At 69.5% G+C, this 12,708-nt stretch carries 16 protein-coding genes; 6 read left to right on the top strand and 10 right to left on the bottom strand.

The window, feature by feature from the left end; translation table 11 throughout:
* On the bottom strand, nucleotides 1-407 hold a 407-nt coding region (locus ACPYOG_RS03005; RefSeq protein WP_481292774.1), incomplete at its 3' end, for a LacI family DNA-binding transcriptional regulator.
* Nucleotides 408-619: 212 nt separating this feature from the next.
* Here ACPYOG_RS03005 and ACPYOG_RS03000 point away from each other — a divergent pair.
* Nucleotides 620-955: a hypothetical protein gene (locus ACPYOG_RS03000; protein WP_481292773.1), complete on the top strand. Its 336-nt coding sequence runs from the start codon at nucleotides 620-622 to the stop codon at nucleotides 953-955.
* Nucleotides 956-1,028: 73 nt separating this feature from the next.
* On the opposite strand, the gene ACPYOG_RS02995 is transcribed toward ACPYOG_RS03000, so the two are convergent.
* The gene (locus ACPYOG_RS02995; protein ID WP_481292777.1) at nucleotides 1,029-1,457 is read right to left on the bottom strand and encodes a four-helix bundle copper-binding protein; all 429 of its coding nucleotides are present in this window, start codon (nucleotides 1,455-1,457) and stop codon (nucleotides 1,029-1,031) included.
* A gap of 200 nt (nucleotides 1,458-1,657) precedes the next feature.
* A complete protein-coding gene (locus ACPYOG_RS02990; protein WP_481292772.1) occupies nucleotides 1,658-2,905 on the bottom strand; it encodes an NAD(P)/FAD-dependent oxidoreductase in 1,248 nt (415 codons plus the stop codon).
* A gap of 134 nt (nucleotides 2,906-3,039) precedes the next feature.
* Between ACPYOG_RS02990 and ACPYOG_RS02985 the strand changes: the two genes are divergently transcribed.
* Nucleotides 3,040-3,192: a hypothetical protein gene (locus tag ACPYOG_RS02985; RefSeq protein WP_481292771.1), complete on the top strand. Its 153-nt coding sequence runs from the start codon at nucleotides 3,040-3,042 to the stop codon at nucleotides 3,190-3,192.
* Between the two features lie 42 nt (nucleotides 3,193-3,234).
* Here ACPYOG_RS02985 and panD read toward each other — a convergent pair whose 3' ends face one another.
* From panD to ACPYOG_RS02970, 3 genes are read right to left on the bottom strand one after another with little or no spacing between them, the layout of a single operon-like run.
* Complete coding sequence (gene panD / locus ACPYOG_RS02980; RefSeq protein WP_481292776.1) at nucleotides 3,235-3,645, bottom strand: aspartate 1-decarboxylase; 411 nt, start codon at nucleotides 3,643-3,645, stop codon at nucleotides 3,235-3,237.
* Nucleotides 3,646-3,679: 34 nt separating this feature from the next.
* Nucleotides 3,680-4,450, bottom strand: coding sequence for an IclR family transcriptional regulator (locus tag ACPYOG_RS02975; protein ID WP_481292770.1), 771 nt, complete (start codon nucleotides 4,448-4,450; stop codon nucleotides 3,680-3,682).
* On the bottom strand, nucleotides 4,447-5,475 hold the full coding sequence (locus ACPYOG_RS02970) for a sugar kinase (protein ID WP_481292769.1): 1,029 nt from the start codon (nucleotides 5,473-5,475) through the stop codon (nucleotides 4,447-4,449). Before ACPYOG_RS02970 ends, ACPYOG_RS02975 begins: the two co-directional genes overlap by 4 nt.
* A 92-nt stretch (nucleotides 5,476-5,567) precedes the next feature.
* Between ACPYOG_RS02970 and ACPYOG_RS02965 the strand changes: the two genes are divergently transcribed.
* On the top strand, nucleotides 5,568-6,209 hold the full coding sequence (locus tag ACPYOG_RS02965) for a bifunctional 4-hydroxy-2-oxoglutarate aldolase/2-dehydro-3-deoxy-phosphogluconate aldolase (RefSeq protein WP_481292768.1): 642 nt from the start codon (nucleotides 5,568-5,570) through the stop codon (nucleotides 6,207-6,209).
* Nucleotides 6,210-6,596: 387 nt separating this feature from the next.
* Here ACPYOG_RS02965 and ACPYOG_RS02960 read toward each other — a convergent pair whose 3' ends face one another.
* Nucleotides 6,597-7,211: a dihydrofolate reductase family protein gene (locus ACPYOG_RS02960; protein ID WP_481292767.1), complete on the bottom strand. Its 615-nt coding sequence runs from the start codon at nucleotides 7,209-7,211 to the stop codon at nucleotides 6,597-6,599.
* Nucleotides 7,212-7,408: 197 nt separating this feature from the next.
* Complete coding sequence (locus ACPYOG_RS02955) at nucleotides 7,409-7,831, bottom strand: hypothetical protein (protein WP_481292766.1); 423 nt, start codon at nucleotides 7,829-7,831, stop codon at nucleotides 7,409-7,411.
* Between the two features lie 152 nt (nucleotides 7,832-7,983).
* Here ACPYOG_RS02955 and ACPYOG_RS02950 point away from each other — a divergent pair, with 152 nt between their 5' ends.
* Nucleotides 7,984-8,142 carry a DUF2207 domain-containing protein gene (locus ACPYOG_RS02950; RefSeq protein WP_139230655.1) on the top strand — a complete coding sequence of 53 codons (159 nt, stop codon included), beginning with the start codon at nucleotides 7,984-7,986 and terminating at the stop codon, nucleotides 8,140-8,142.
* A 94-nt stretch (nucleotides 8,143-8,236) separates the two neighbouring features.
* On the opposite strand, the gene ACPYOG_RS02945 is transcribed toward ACPYOG_RS02950, so the two are convergent.
* Entirely contained in the window at nucleotides 8,237-8,464 is a 228-nt protein-coding gene (locus ACPYOG_RS02945) for a hypothetical protein (RefSeq protein ID WP_481292765.1), read from the bottom strand.
* Between the two features lie 172 nt (nucleotides 8,465-8,636).
* On the opposite strand from ACPYOG_RS02945, the gene mgrA reads away from it, so the two are divergent.
* On the top strand, nucleotides 8,637-9,674 hold the full coding sequence (gene mgrA, locus ACPYOG_RS02940; protein ID WP_481292764.1) for an L-glyceraldehyde 3-phosphate reductase: 1,038 nt from the start codon (nucleotides 8,637-8,639) through the stop codon (nucleotides 9,672-9,674).
* Between the two features lie 380 nt (nucleotides 9,675-10,054).
* Nucleotides 10,055-11,617: a glycosyltransferase family 39 protein gene (locus ACPYOG_RS02935; protein WP_481292763.1), complete on the top strand. Its 1,563-nt coding sequence runs from the start codon at nucleotides 10,055-10,057 to the stop codon at nucleotides 11,615-11,617.
* Between the two features lie 69 nt (nucleotides 11,618-11,686).
* On the opposite strand, the gene ACPYOG_RS02930 is transcribed toward ACPYOG_RS02935, so the two are convergent.
* Entirely contained in the window at nucleotides 11,687-12,400 is a 714-nt protein-coding gene (locus tag ACPYOG_RS02930) for an SOS response-associated peptidase (protein WP_481292762.1), read from the bottom strand.
* Nucleotides 12,401-12,708: the final 308 nt, after the last annotated feature.

Here is a 12,708-nt window from a genome sequence, read left to right as displayed (position 1 = left end):
TCGAGATGGGCAGCATCCTCCTGACCCAGCGCCAGCACGCTGAAGAGGATCCCGTCGACCATCCGCATGCGAGGACCGTGCAGGACCTCCAGCTCCTGCTCTCTCCGGCCGGCGCTCTGCTCGATCATCACGACCAGATCATGGCTGGCCGCGTGCCTCATCACAGCGTCGGCCAACTCGGCGAAGTAGGCGTTCTTCAGGTCGGGGATGATCAAGCTGATCGCTCCGGTACGACCGGACCGAAGACCACGCGCGGTCAGATTGGGCTGATAACCGAGCTCCGCTATCGCCGCGAGCACACGCGCCTTGGTGTCCTCCCGGATGTAGGGATAGTCGTTGATGACATTCGACACCGTTTTGATCGACACGGAGGCCGCTCGCGCGACGTCGTGCAGGGTGACCGCCATGCCGGGCCCCTCCCCCTCGCTGGCTTGTCCGTGCGAGACCTGCGCAAATACTACAACGTTGCAGAGCACCTCATCCGCTGCCACGCGGGATGGCACTCCCCGGGCATGTTTCACCGTGTGACGCTCCGCGTGACTCGGGGTGCCGATGGTCCTTATCCTCGATACACACCGCGCATCCCGCGCATCCCCTCGACACCGTGAGAAGGAACATCGTGACCCGTCAGCCCAGCCCCACCGCGAAGGACGCCCTGCTCCGGGCCGCTTCCGGGCAGGGCGCGGAGATGTTCGACGACGGCTACGCACTGCACCCCATCGCCCGCCGCGCGGCGCTCGCCACCCCGTCGAACTGGCTCGACGCATTCGTCGTCACCGCGGAAGCGGACGGCTGGATCGAGCTCTCCGACCTCGACGGCGACAGCCTCCACTGCTGGCACTTCGACGACCTCCGCGAGGTGCTGGAGCCCGGCTCCCCCGTCGCGGTGCACGCCGTCTACGGAGTCCTCGCCGCCGGCGACGAACTCCTCAACGTCCGAGTCGGGCGCGCCTGACCTCCTGAGTTCGCGACCTCCTGAGACGACGGAACGCCCAGCGTCTCGCCGGGCGTTCGAATCGTAGCGAGGGCTATGAGGCCATCATCGGCTTCATCGACGCCATCATCGCGTCGCACGCGTCCGCACAGTTCATGCAGACCTGAGAGCACATCTTCGCCGATGCGCTCGCGTCGCCCATGCCCATGCAGTCGTCACCGCAGGCGCGGCACATCGCCGACGTCGCCTGGAGCATCGACATCATCGCCGCCATGTCCCGCTCGCTCGTCGGCATCGGACGCAGCATCATCCGCATCATCGTGTTGCACATCTCTGCGCAGCTCATGCACATCGCCGAGCCCGACATGCCCTCCATCGACATGGAACCCGCGCACATCGTGCACGCCTGCTCGCACGCCGCACACGCCTCGATACATCGCTGCATCATGGACATGTCCATGCCCGCCATCGGCCCCTGGGCCGACTCGCTCATCATCGACATCATCTGAGTGGTCTCATCCATCACGCGCTCCCACCTCCCGCCGGCACGCGGAGGCAGGTCGCCTCAGAGTCGCCGTGCCGTAACACACGCAACGATAGGAGTGCGCGCCCGTGGCCACAAGCGGTCCGCTCGGTCCGTGTCGCCGGAGGCGCACATCACGGGCAGGGCCGCAGCCCGCGGACCGGTGGGTGCGCGGGCGACGGGATCAGCGTGAGATGCGATCAGCGTGCGCTCGTGGATGCGCCCAGAGAGTCGAGCGGCACGTTCGGGTCGCGCAGCGCATCCAGAGACACGACCTCGCCCGATCGGACGAGCGTCTTGATGTCGTCGTTGACGTCCCAGATGTTGACGTTCATCCCCGCGACCACCCGTCCCTCGCGAAGCCAGAACGCGATGAACTCTCCGGAAGCGGGGTCGCCGCGGTAAACGAGCTCTGCGTTGCGCGTGAGCGGCGCGAAGCCGGCGTACTCCATCCCGAGGTCGAACTGGTCCGTGTAGAAGTACGGGATGGCGTCGTGGGTCACGGGCTGGCCGAGCATCGCGCGCGCTGCGGTGGTGCCGCCGTCGATGGCGTTCGCCCAGTGCTCGCTGCGGATGCGCCGGTCGATCAGCGGATGGACGGCTCCGGCGATGTCGCCGGCGGCGAAGACCGCGGGCGCGCTCGTCCGGAGGGAGGCATCCACCAGGACGCCGTCGCCCGTGTCCAGCCCGGCGCGCTCGGCCAGCTCGATGAGCGGGACCGCGCCGACGCCGATCACGACCAGATCCGCCGGGAAGGTCTCGCCGTCCGCGAGCCGGACGCCGGTGGCATGCCCGTTCTCGCCGACGATGCTCTCCACCGCCACCGAGGCCCGGATGCGCACGTCGTGCTCGGCGTGCAGCTGGGCGAAGAAGCGCCCCAGCTCGTCGCCGAGGGCAGCTGCGAGGGGCACCGGGTCGCGCTCCAGGATGGTGACCTCATTGCCCAGCGTGCGGGCGGTCGCAGCGACCTCCATGCCGATCCAGCCGGAACCGATCAAGACGATCTGCCTGCCGCCGCGCTGGAGGGTGTCGCGGAGGCGGTCGCTGTCGTCCACCGTGCGGAGGGAGACGACGCCGTCGAGGTCGGCTCCGGGTATCGGGAGCCTGCGGGGTGTCGAGCCGGTCGCCAGCAGGGCCCGGTCGAAGCGGTACCGGGTGCCGTCGTCGGTGGTGACCGAGCCGCCCGGGTCGAGGTCGGAGATCCGGGTCCCGAGGTGGAGGTCCACGTCGTTGTCGAGGTACCACGAGGCGTCGAGGACGTCGATGCTCGCTCGGTCGTCGCTCCCCGCGAGGTAGCCCTTGGACAGCGGCGGCCGGATGTACGGTGCGTGCCGCTCGGCACCGAAGAGGTGGATGCGGCCGTCGTACCCCTCATCGCGCAGCGTCTTCGCCGCCGTCGCGCCGGCCAGGGCTGCGCCGACGATGACGATCTCGGAGATCGCGTTCATCGCTCTGCACCCCCAGCGGTGAAGGCTGGGCGGGTATCCATGGTCCGTGACATGAGCTCCTCCTCGGTCTATGCCGAGAATACGGACGCGGGATTCTCTATGTCAAGAAATACTTTTTTAGACGGCGGATTCCGTTGTGGACGCCGGACGGGGACGGGACGCGCGTCCGGTTCACGCTGGACCTCGAGCCGACCGGGCTCATGAGGCTGATGAGCGGGGCCATCCAGAAGACGATGACCGCGGAGGTCGGTCAGCTGTCGACGCTGAAGTCCGTGCTCGAAAGCTGAACAGGAGGGGCGGCGGCTACAGCCCGCGGCTACTGCCGGCGGCTACAGGGCGAAGGGCGGGCGCTGCTCGTCCGGGGTGAGTGCCTCCGCGGGGTCGGTGCCGAGGGCGAGGATGCGGTTGGCCGCATCCACATGCACCACGACCGGGACGAAGGCGCGCGCTTCGGCGTTGTCGAGCTGCGCGTAGGAGATGACGATCACGGTGTCGCCGATCTCGGCGAGGTGCGCGGCCGCGCCGTTGACACCCATGACGCCGCTGCCGCGCTCGCCCGCGATCAGATAGGTCTCGAAGCGGGCGCCGTTGGTCACATCCACCACGGCGACCTGCTCGCCGGGCAGGAGGTCGGCGGCCTCCATGAGGTCGAGATCGACGGTCAGCGAACCGACGTAATGCAGGTCCGCGTGCGTGATCGTCGCGCGGTGGATCTTGGATTTGAACATGGTGCGCAGCACGGCGTCCATCCAATCACCCCTCGCTGAGAATGCGTCACCCCTCGCTGAGAATGCGCGACCCGAGAGCGCGCGACCCGAGCGCCGCAGACACCCGCGCGGTGGTCGCGTGCAGGGCGGGCAGCAGCCCGAGCACGCCCTCGTACGGCAGCACGACGGTCGGCACCGAGATCGAGACGGCCGCGGCGATGCGTCCGTCCGGCCCGAAAACCGGCGCGCCGACGCAGTTCATGAAGGTCTCGTGCTCCTGGTGGTCTTCGGCCCAGCCGCGCTCGGCACTGCGCTGCACCTCCGCGAGCAGGGCGTCGGCAGTGGTGATGGTCCGATCCGTGAACCGCGGGAGCTCGATCCCGGAGACGACCCGGCGACGCTCGTCCTCATCCAATCCGCCGAGCAGGACCTTCCCGACCGCGGTGGCATGCAGGGGAGCCGCGAGCCCCACGTGCGAGTACATGCGGAGCGGCTGCTGCGACTCGACTTTGTCCACGTAGGTCGCCACGCCCGCGCGGTAGGTCGCCAAGTGGATGGTCTGGCCGGTCTCCGCGCCCAGCTCACGGAGGGCGGGGGCGGCGACGGCGCGCACATCCACGGCGTCGAGGGCTGCGCTGGCCAGCGCGAAGACGGCCGGCCCGACGCTGTAGCGGTGTGCGCTGTCGTGCGTGACGTACCCGCGATCCTCCATCGTCTGCAGGAGGCGGAGCACCGTGCTCTTGTGGACCTCGAGCCGGGTGGCGAGCGCATCCAAGCCGACCACTCCGTGCGCGATCAGGTCGAGGAGGTCGAGGGCCCGACCGGTGGACTGGCTCATGCGACGGCCTCGGCGTCGCGCCACGGGAGGGCTCCCGCGTGCACCGTCCAGCGCGACCATTCGTCGTCGCTTGCTGCTGCGATCCGGTCCCGCTCCGCGCGGCTGGGAACCGTGACCGGACGGTCGCCGTGCGCGATCAGGGCGAGGGCGGCGAGGGCGTGACCCAGGCGGAGGGAGGCGATGTCGTCCCGGCCCTCCGCCCTCCCGCAGAGGAAGCCGGCAGCGAAGGCATCGCCCGCGCCGACCGGCTCCACCACATCCACCGTCAGGCACGGGACGGTGCTGACGCCGCCATCGCGCCGGTGGACGGCGGCAGCGCGGACGTCGTCCTTCAGGACGAGCGTCGTCAGCTGCGGGTTGCCGGCGAAGAAGCGCTCGGGATCGGCATGACCGAAGTGGGCTTCGGCCTCGTCGCGGCCGGCGAAGAGCAGGTCGGCCCGGCCGACGAGCGCATCGAGTGCGGCGGTGTCCCTGTCCTGCCACAACCGCGGACGGAAGTTGAGGTCGACGCTCAGCACCGTGTCCGGGCCGACCACCTCGCGCAGCCGGGCGACCGCGGACGCGACACTCGGCGCGAGAGCGGCAGTGATTCCGGAGGTGTGGACCAGCGCGGCGCGCTGGAGCAGCGCCGCAGCCGGACCCGTGGCGAACGTCTCGAAGCCGATGGCGGAGGCGGCTGAATCGCGGCGGTAGTAGTGCATCCGCGTGGTGTGGCCGGCGGGGCCGAGCGTCGACTCCTTGATGTACAGGCCGGTCGGGCGCGCGGCGTCGCGTTCCACGGTGGAGGCGTCGACTCCGTACTCTGCGGCTGCGTTCCGGATGCGCTCCCCGAATCCGTCATCGCCGAGCCGCGAGAGCCACGCGGTCGGCACGCCGAGGCGTGCGAGAGAGGTGGCGACGTTGAACTCGGCTCCGCCGACATCCGAGCCGAACGCCTCGGCCTCGGCAAGTGGGCGGTGCCCCTCGGGGTACAGCACGACCATCGCTTCGCCGATCGTGACGTGCGGTGCGCCGTGCGGATCCATGCTGGTCCTTCCTCGTTCGCCTTCTGGCATGGTAGACAGGATGCGCACATGATGCAATGCCCGTTGCATATGACGCAACGAAAGAGAAGACCATGCTCATCGAGACGCTCGCGGCGGACCACGCGCTCGCGGTGATCCGCGCTCCGCGCATCGACGACCCGATCGCCCTCTGCGCGGCGCTTGCCGCGGGCGGCATCCGGGTGATCGAGTTCACGTTCACAACGCCGGGTGTCGAGGAGGTGATCTCGGCGGCCGCGGGGATGCGCGGCGTGGTGGTGGGCGCGGGGACCGTCACCGATGCGGCGAGCGCCGAGGCGGCCATCCATGCGGGCGCACGGTTCCTGGTGACCCCCGGGCTTCAGGAGGATGCGGCGGCGGTCGCACGTGACGCCGGGGTGCCCATCCTGCTCGGCGCATTGACGCCGACCGAGGTGATGAGGGCCGTCGAACTCGGCGCCGCTGCGGTCAAGATCTTCCCGGCCTCCCTGGTCGGACCCCGGTACCTCAAGGACCTGCACGGTCCGCTCCCCCGCGTGCCGCTGGTGCCCTCCGGCGGGCTGCACGCGGCGAACGCCGCCGAGTGGATGCGCGCCGGCGCCCTCGCAGTGACGGCCGGGTCGAGCGTGGTGAGCGCGGCGGACATCGAGGCCGGCGAGTGGGATGCCGTGACGGCGCGCGCGCGGGAGTTCAGCGGCGCGGCGGCGAGCGGCGTCGCCGCCGGCACCGGCGACTGACTCGACATCGCTCACAGTGGCGGCTGACTCACCACCGCTCGCAGCACTCTAGAGCCTGTGGTTGGAAACGGAGGTGCCGTCGACGCGCTTCCTCCGTGAACACCTCCGTTTGCAGCTCGACCGCGGCGTGTCGGGCCATCACATCCTCCGTTCCCGACTGGATGGCGGGGCGCGGCTCGTTCGCATCCCCCTTCCCCGGCCTATCCGGAAACGGAGGAGGTTAGGGCAGTGGGGCCGCGTGTCGACCTCGAACGGAGGTTGCGGTCGGCCCTGGGGCGGGATGTTCCTCCCTTTCCTACACGAAGGCGCGACTACACGAAGGCGCGACTACACGAAGGCGCTGGGGCGCGAGAGCGGGACAGTGGTACCGGGCTCGTGCGGCGTAGGTCAGCGGAGGTCGTAGGTGAGGTGGGTCGCGTTCGGCGTGGCCACGGACGACACCTGGTGGAGGGTGCGCGGCGCGCCCTGCGTGAAGAGCGGTGTGCCCGATCCGAGGAGAACGGGCGCGAGGTGCAGCACCAGGACGTCGGCCAGCCCGGCGGACACAGCGGAGCCGACGAGTTCGCCGCCGCCCATGAGGACCACGTCGAGGTCCGTGCCTCGATCGGCGGATGCCGCCTCGGCCCGGGTACGGGCCGCGGCGATCGCGTCCGCGAGTCCCGTGGTCACGAACGTCCAGTCGAGGCCGGCCAGCCGGACGGAGGCGGGCGGGGTGCCGGTGACGACCACGAAGGCGGGCTTTCCGACCTCGCGAGCGCCGTATCCCACGTCGTCGCTCCATCCCCCGGGCCCGTCCACGATGTCGAACAGATGCCGGCCCATCACGACGGCTCCCGACCGCTGCGTGCCCTCGTGCACCGCCCTCGCTTCGTCCGGGTCGTCGGAGAAGGCCCACTGGTGCAGCGCCATCCCTCCGTCTCCCATCCCGTTCTCCGGGCCGACGTTCGGGCCGGTGACGAACCCGTCCAGAGAGACGGAGATGTCCGCGACGATGCGTGTCATGATGTCCACCCGGTCCTTATTCAATGAATTTGTTGAATACGAATGTACGGCGACGGGAGGCTCGCGTCAACACTCGATCGGCGGTCGCGGCGGCCAGGCCGTACAGGGGGAAGGCCGGGTGAGGCTGGCGTGATGCAAGCACCAAGCCGAGGCGAGGCAGTTCCCGTTGCGGGCCTGTGTCGGATCGGGCCGACGGTTCAGGAGGCGAGCGCGAGCTGACGGAAGCGGATCACGGACGAGTCGACGCCACCGTCCGCGCAGTCGTGGGCCGCCTGGAAGGGGTCGACGGCGTGCCCGTTGGGGAGGACGACCTCGAGGTCCGCCTGGTCGGGAGCACCGCGGTGACGCGCCACCTGACTCCAGCGGCCCCCATCGGCCTGGACGAGGACCTCGCCGATCAGGCAGCCCAGGCTCTGCAGCGTGAATTCGTCGCCGACGAAGCCGTCCTCAGTGCGCAGCTCGCTGAACAGGCGCTCGACGTAGACGAGGTCCTCCGGCACGAACGTGACGGTGTGGCCATAGAACTCGCGGATGCTGCCCGCCATGCCACCCGCGAGCAACGAGCCGACCGCGGGGTCGGTCCGGCGTCGATGCGTCAGGTCACGGGGGAACGGGAACATGAGGCCCACGCTAGGGCTCCAGGGTGCGGGACTGCGCGCCCCAGTTCGAGTGTCCTGCGCGTCCCGTGGTGTGCCTACCGCACAGCCGGCCGCGAACGCAAGGGGATCGGTCGCCCATTGACCGCGCCGCTCCCCGGGGGTCTGATGGTCGCATGATAGCTCTCATCGTGATTCTGCTCGTGATCTGGGCGGTGCTCGCCATCTTCGGCTTCGTCATCAAGGGACTGCTGTGGCTGGCCATCCTCGGCATCGTGTTCTTCATCATCACCGCGATCGTCGGGTGGATGCGGCGAGGTGCCAACCGGACCTGATCGTCCCGACCGAACGGCGGCCGCGCTCGTGGGGTGCGGCCGCCGTCCTGCGCGTGCAGCCGTTCTGACTCCGCAGGGATCGGCGCCGACAGCATCAGGGCTGCGCCTCGTCCCGGAGCGCGTCGTTCTGCAGCGTGCCTGCGGTGTCGTCCGCAGGCAGGTCGGGGTCGCCCTCGAGAGCGCCGCCCGCCGGAGCCTGGCCGGCGGCGGTCGGCTGATCGTGGATCGGAATGTCCGACGGCGCAGGCGCACCCTGGGGCCGCCCCGGCGCCAGCGGGTCGTCGCTCGCGGTGTCGTCGCTCGGTGTCAGTTCGTCGCTCATGGGACCAGCCAGCACCTCCCGCGCCCGGGGAAGCAACGGGGTTGACAGGGCAGCAGCATCAGCACAGCGGCAGCGCAGCCGCGAGCTGTGGGGACTTATCCACAAGCGGGAGTTCTCAACCGTTCGATGGGAGCGGTTGGACTTCGCGGCCGCCACGGACGAATGTGGAGTCATGACCTACGTTGCCGCTCCTTCCCGTTATGACAACATGATCTATCGCCGGACCGGCCGCAGCGGCCTCGACCTTCCGGCCCTCTCGCTCGGGCTCTGGCACAACTTCGGCGACGACCGTCCGTTCGAGACGCAGCGTGCCATCGTGCGACGGGCTTTCGACCTGGGCATCACGCACTTCGATCTCGCCAACAACTACGGTCCGCCGTACGGTGCGGCCGAGATCAACTTCGGTCGCATCCTCGCGGACGATCTGCGTCCCTACCGCGACGAGGTCATCGTCTCCAGCAAGGCCGGCTGGGATATGTGGCCGGGACCGTACGGGCAGGGCGGAGGCAGCCGCAAGTACGTGCTCGCCAGCCTCGACCAGTCTCTGAAGAGACTCGGGCTCGACTACGTCGACATCTTCTACTCGCACCGGCCCGATCCGAGCACGCCGCTCGAAGAGACCATGCAGGCGCTCGACACCGCGGTCCGGTCCGGCCGCGCGCTCTACGTCGGCATCTCCTCCTACGGCCCGGAAGAGACCCGGCGCGCCGCCGGGATCCTCCGCGACCTGGGCACTCCCCTGCTCATCCACCAGCCGTCCTACTCGATGCTCAACCGGTGGATCGAGACGGAGGGACTCCTCGACACGGTCGACGAGCTCGGGGTCGGCGTGATCGGGTTCACGGCTCTCGCGCAGGGGATGCTGACGGAGAAGTATCTGCACGGCATCCCGGAGGGGTCGCGGGCGAGCGCGGGCACGTCGTTCGACGCCGACTGGCTGACCGACGACGCCGTCAGGCGGCTGCGAGCACTCAACGGGATCGCCGCGAACCGCGGGCAGACCCTGGCACAGCTGGCCCTCGCCTGGGCGCTCCGGGACGAGCGGGTCACCTCTCTCGTCATGGGGGCCAGCCGGGTCGAGCAACTGGAGCAGAACGTCGCAGCGCTCCGCAACCTGGCGTTCACCGACGACGAGCTCGCCGCCATCGACGAGCATGCCGTCGACACCGGGGTGGACCTGTGGGCGGGCGCCCGTCGCGGGGAGGTCTGAGGCGGATCCTGGCCTGCGGCGGTCGTGGGCTGAGGCGGGTCGCGGGCTGAGGCGGGTCGCGGGTGCGTACCACGGGCACCCCCGCTCGTCATCCCCTGCACAGGCGTCCACGCGACGCCTACGTTGATCGTCGAGCACGCTGGATGTGACAAGGACGCCACCAGGGCGTCGGAGTGTTCCCGGCGTGTGTGGGGCGGGTCCCGGGCGCCTGGCGTGAGCTGCTGGGTAGCCCGGGACCCGATACACCGCCCCGCCGATCGGTGGGGGATGAGGTAGCTCGATCGGGGAGATGTGAGTTTCGGCATCGCTCGCCCACGCGTCGCCCAGGCTTGTCTGGTTGTCTGGGCGATGTTCCCGTCCGACGTCTAGAAGTAGTGGGTATGACTGTCCTCGTCGAACCGGAGATCCGGGCAGGCCACCCGCTGCGCGCGGTGCGGCCCCGGACCATCGCGCTCATTTTCGGCGTGACCGCCACCGTGCTCTGTGCTCTGTTCAGCTGGGTTCCGTCACTGTGGGGTGACGAGGCGGCGACACTGCTCTCGGCGAAGCGCTCGGTCGGCAGCCTGCTCGGGATGCTGACCCACGTCGATGCGGTGCACGGCCTCTACTACCTCCTCATGCACGGCTGGATCCGGCTGGCGGGCGAAAGCGCGTTCGCGCTCCGGTTGCCCAGCGCGATCGCGGTCGGCGCGGCCGTCGCAGCCGTCACGCTGATCGCCGGGCGTCGCGGAGGCGCGCGCGCTGCGGTCGTCGCGGGCGTGGTGGCCTGCGTGCTCCCGCGGCTCACCTACGCCGGCGAAGAGGCGCGATCCTACGCGTTCACGGCGGCCGCCGCGGCGTGGCTGACTCTCCTGCTGCTGTGGCTGATCGACGGCGGCGGACGCCACCTGACTCCCGGCGCGCGGCGGCTGGCCTGGGTGCTGTACGGGGTGGGGATGGCAGCGACGTCGTACCTCTTCCTCTACTCCATCACCCTGCTCGTGGCCCACGGCGTGCTGCTGCTGGCCACCCGCGCATCCCGGGCAACCCTGCGTGCGTGGGCGATGACCTCCGGCGCAGCCGTCCTCTCGCTGGCGCCGCTGGCCGTGATCGCCTTCCTCGAGCGCAGCCAGATCAGCTACCTGAGCTCCACGCCGGACGACCCCGCCATCTGGTACTACTTCCTCTGGTTCGGGATGCCGTGGGTCGCGATCCCCGCCTGGGCCCTGATCGGGCTCGCACTGTGGCCGGCGTGGCGCGCCTGGCGGCTGCGCGGATCCCTCCCCTCCGTCGCCGGGCCACGGGTCGCGTCCACCCGGCTCATCGCAGCCACCTGGCTGTTCCTCCCGACCGGCGTGATGCTGCTGGTCAACCTCGTGTACCCCATGTACACCGGCCGGTACTCGACCTTCGCAGCGCCCGCGGCTGCACTCCTCGTGGCCGAGGGAATCCTCGTCCTCGGACGGCTCATCGGCAGCGACGTTCGCCGCACCGTGAGCGCGACCGCCGGGACGACCTTCGTCTTCGTGGCTCTCTGCGTGCCGGTCTACGTGCAGGAGCGCGGACCGTACGCCAAGAACGAGAGCGACTGGGCCGAGATCAGCGCCGCCATGGCTGCGAACGCCAAACCCGGCGACGCGGTGGTGTTCGACGAGTCGGCGCGTGCGTCGCAGCGGCCGCGACTCGCGATGCGCACGTATCCGTCCGGGTTCACCGGCGTCCGGGACGTGACGTTGGAGACCCCGTACTACCGCAACACCTGGTGGGGCGACCGCGCGTACTCGGTGGTCCAGGCGGAGGCTCGCGACCGCTTCGACGGCGTGGACCGCGTGTGGATGATCGAGCTGGACGTCGACGGCGCCCAGGACACGTGGGGGCTCGCCGAACTGCGCGCGCTCGGGTTCGACGAGACGGGCCGCCGCATGACGACACACCGCAGCGCCATCATCGAGCTGACCCGCTGAGCGAGCCGACCCGCTGACCGACCGACGCTGTCCCGAGCACCCGAGACCCGCTGACCGAGAGCCGGACGGTTATGCGACCGGCTGGATGAGGTGCGGGCCGTCGTCCTCCGTCTTGAACGGCGCCACCTGATCGAAGCGCAGAGTCTCCGCTTCCGCGATGCCGGCGCGGACCGCTTCGTCGACGAGCTCTTGATCGCCGACGATCGAGGGGTCGATCCAGTGCTGCCAGAGCTCCTCGGGCAGGATGACGGGGTTGCGGTCGTGGATGTCCGCGAGGGTCTGCACGGCGTCGGAGGTGAGGATGGTCGCGGTCAGCACCCAGCGTTCGGGGTCGTCGTCGGCTTTGCTGCGGTCGCGCCACCAGGAGTAGAGGCCGGCGAATCCCATCAGCTGACCGTCCGGGTAACGGATGAAGTAGGGGGTCTTGTGTCCCTTCGGACCCTGCCACTCGTAGTAGCCCCGGGCGAGGACGATGGCGCGGTGCGACTGGACGGGCTTGCGCCAGGTGGACTTCTGGGCGATGTCCTCGGCGCGGGCGTTGAAGGTCGGGAACTTGGGCTTCAGCGTCTCCGACCACGACGGCACCAGCGACCAGTGCGCCCGCTCGAACCGCAGCTCCCGCGTCTTCTCCGAGTCGATCAGCACCGGGATGTCGTCGGTCGGCGCGATGTTGTAGTCCGCCTCCCAGTCGGCTCGCCACTCCTCCGGCCGCCGACCGGTCCGCTCGACGAACTCGGTGATCTCGTCGTTGACGTTGTCGTCCATCGCGAACCTGCCGCACATGCTGCCAGCTTAGGCGCGACCTCCGACACCAGTCGATGTACGGCCGAAAGCACACGGATCACCCGAATCCTGCGAAAATGAGCAATATTCACCCCCAAATGCGGGTGTCGGGAAGCTGTGAAAACGATGTATTCTCACCTTTGTGAATACGTGAGGAACAGTCACTTTACGGGACCTCGAACTCACCGTTCACACCACCCGAAGAGCACCAACCCGACCCGCAGGTGAGATCCGTGTACCCCTTTCCGCCGTGCCGAGCGCTTCCCGCACTCAACCCCAACCGACCGGGGAGCGCCCGGCACGCGCGG

This window comes from Leifsonia sp. HAY1-4F (assembly GCF_056755275.1).
This window is presented reverse-complemented; position numbering and strand designations above follow the sequence as displayed.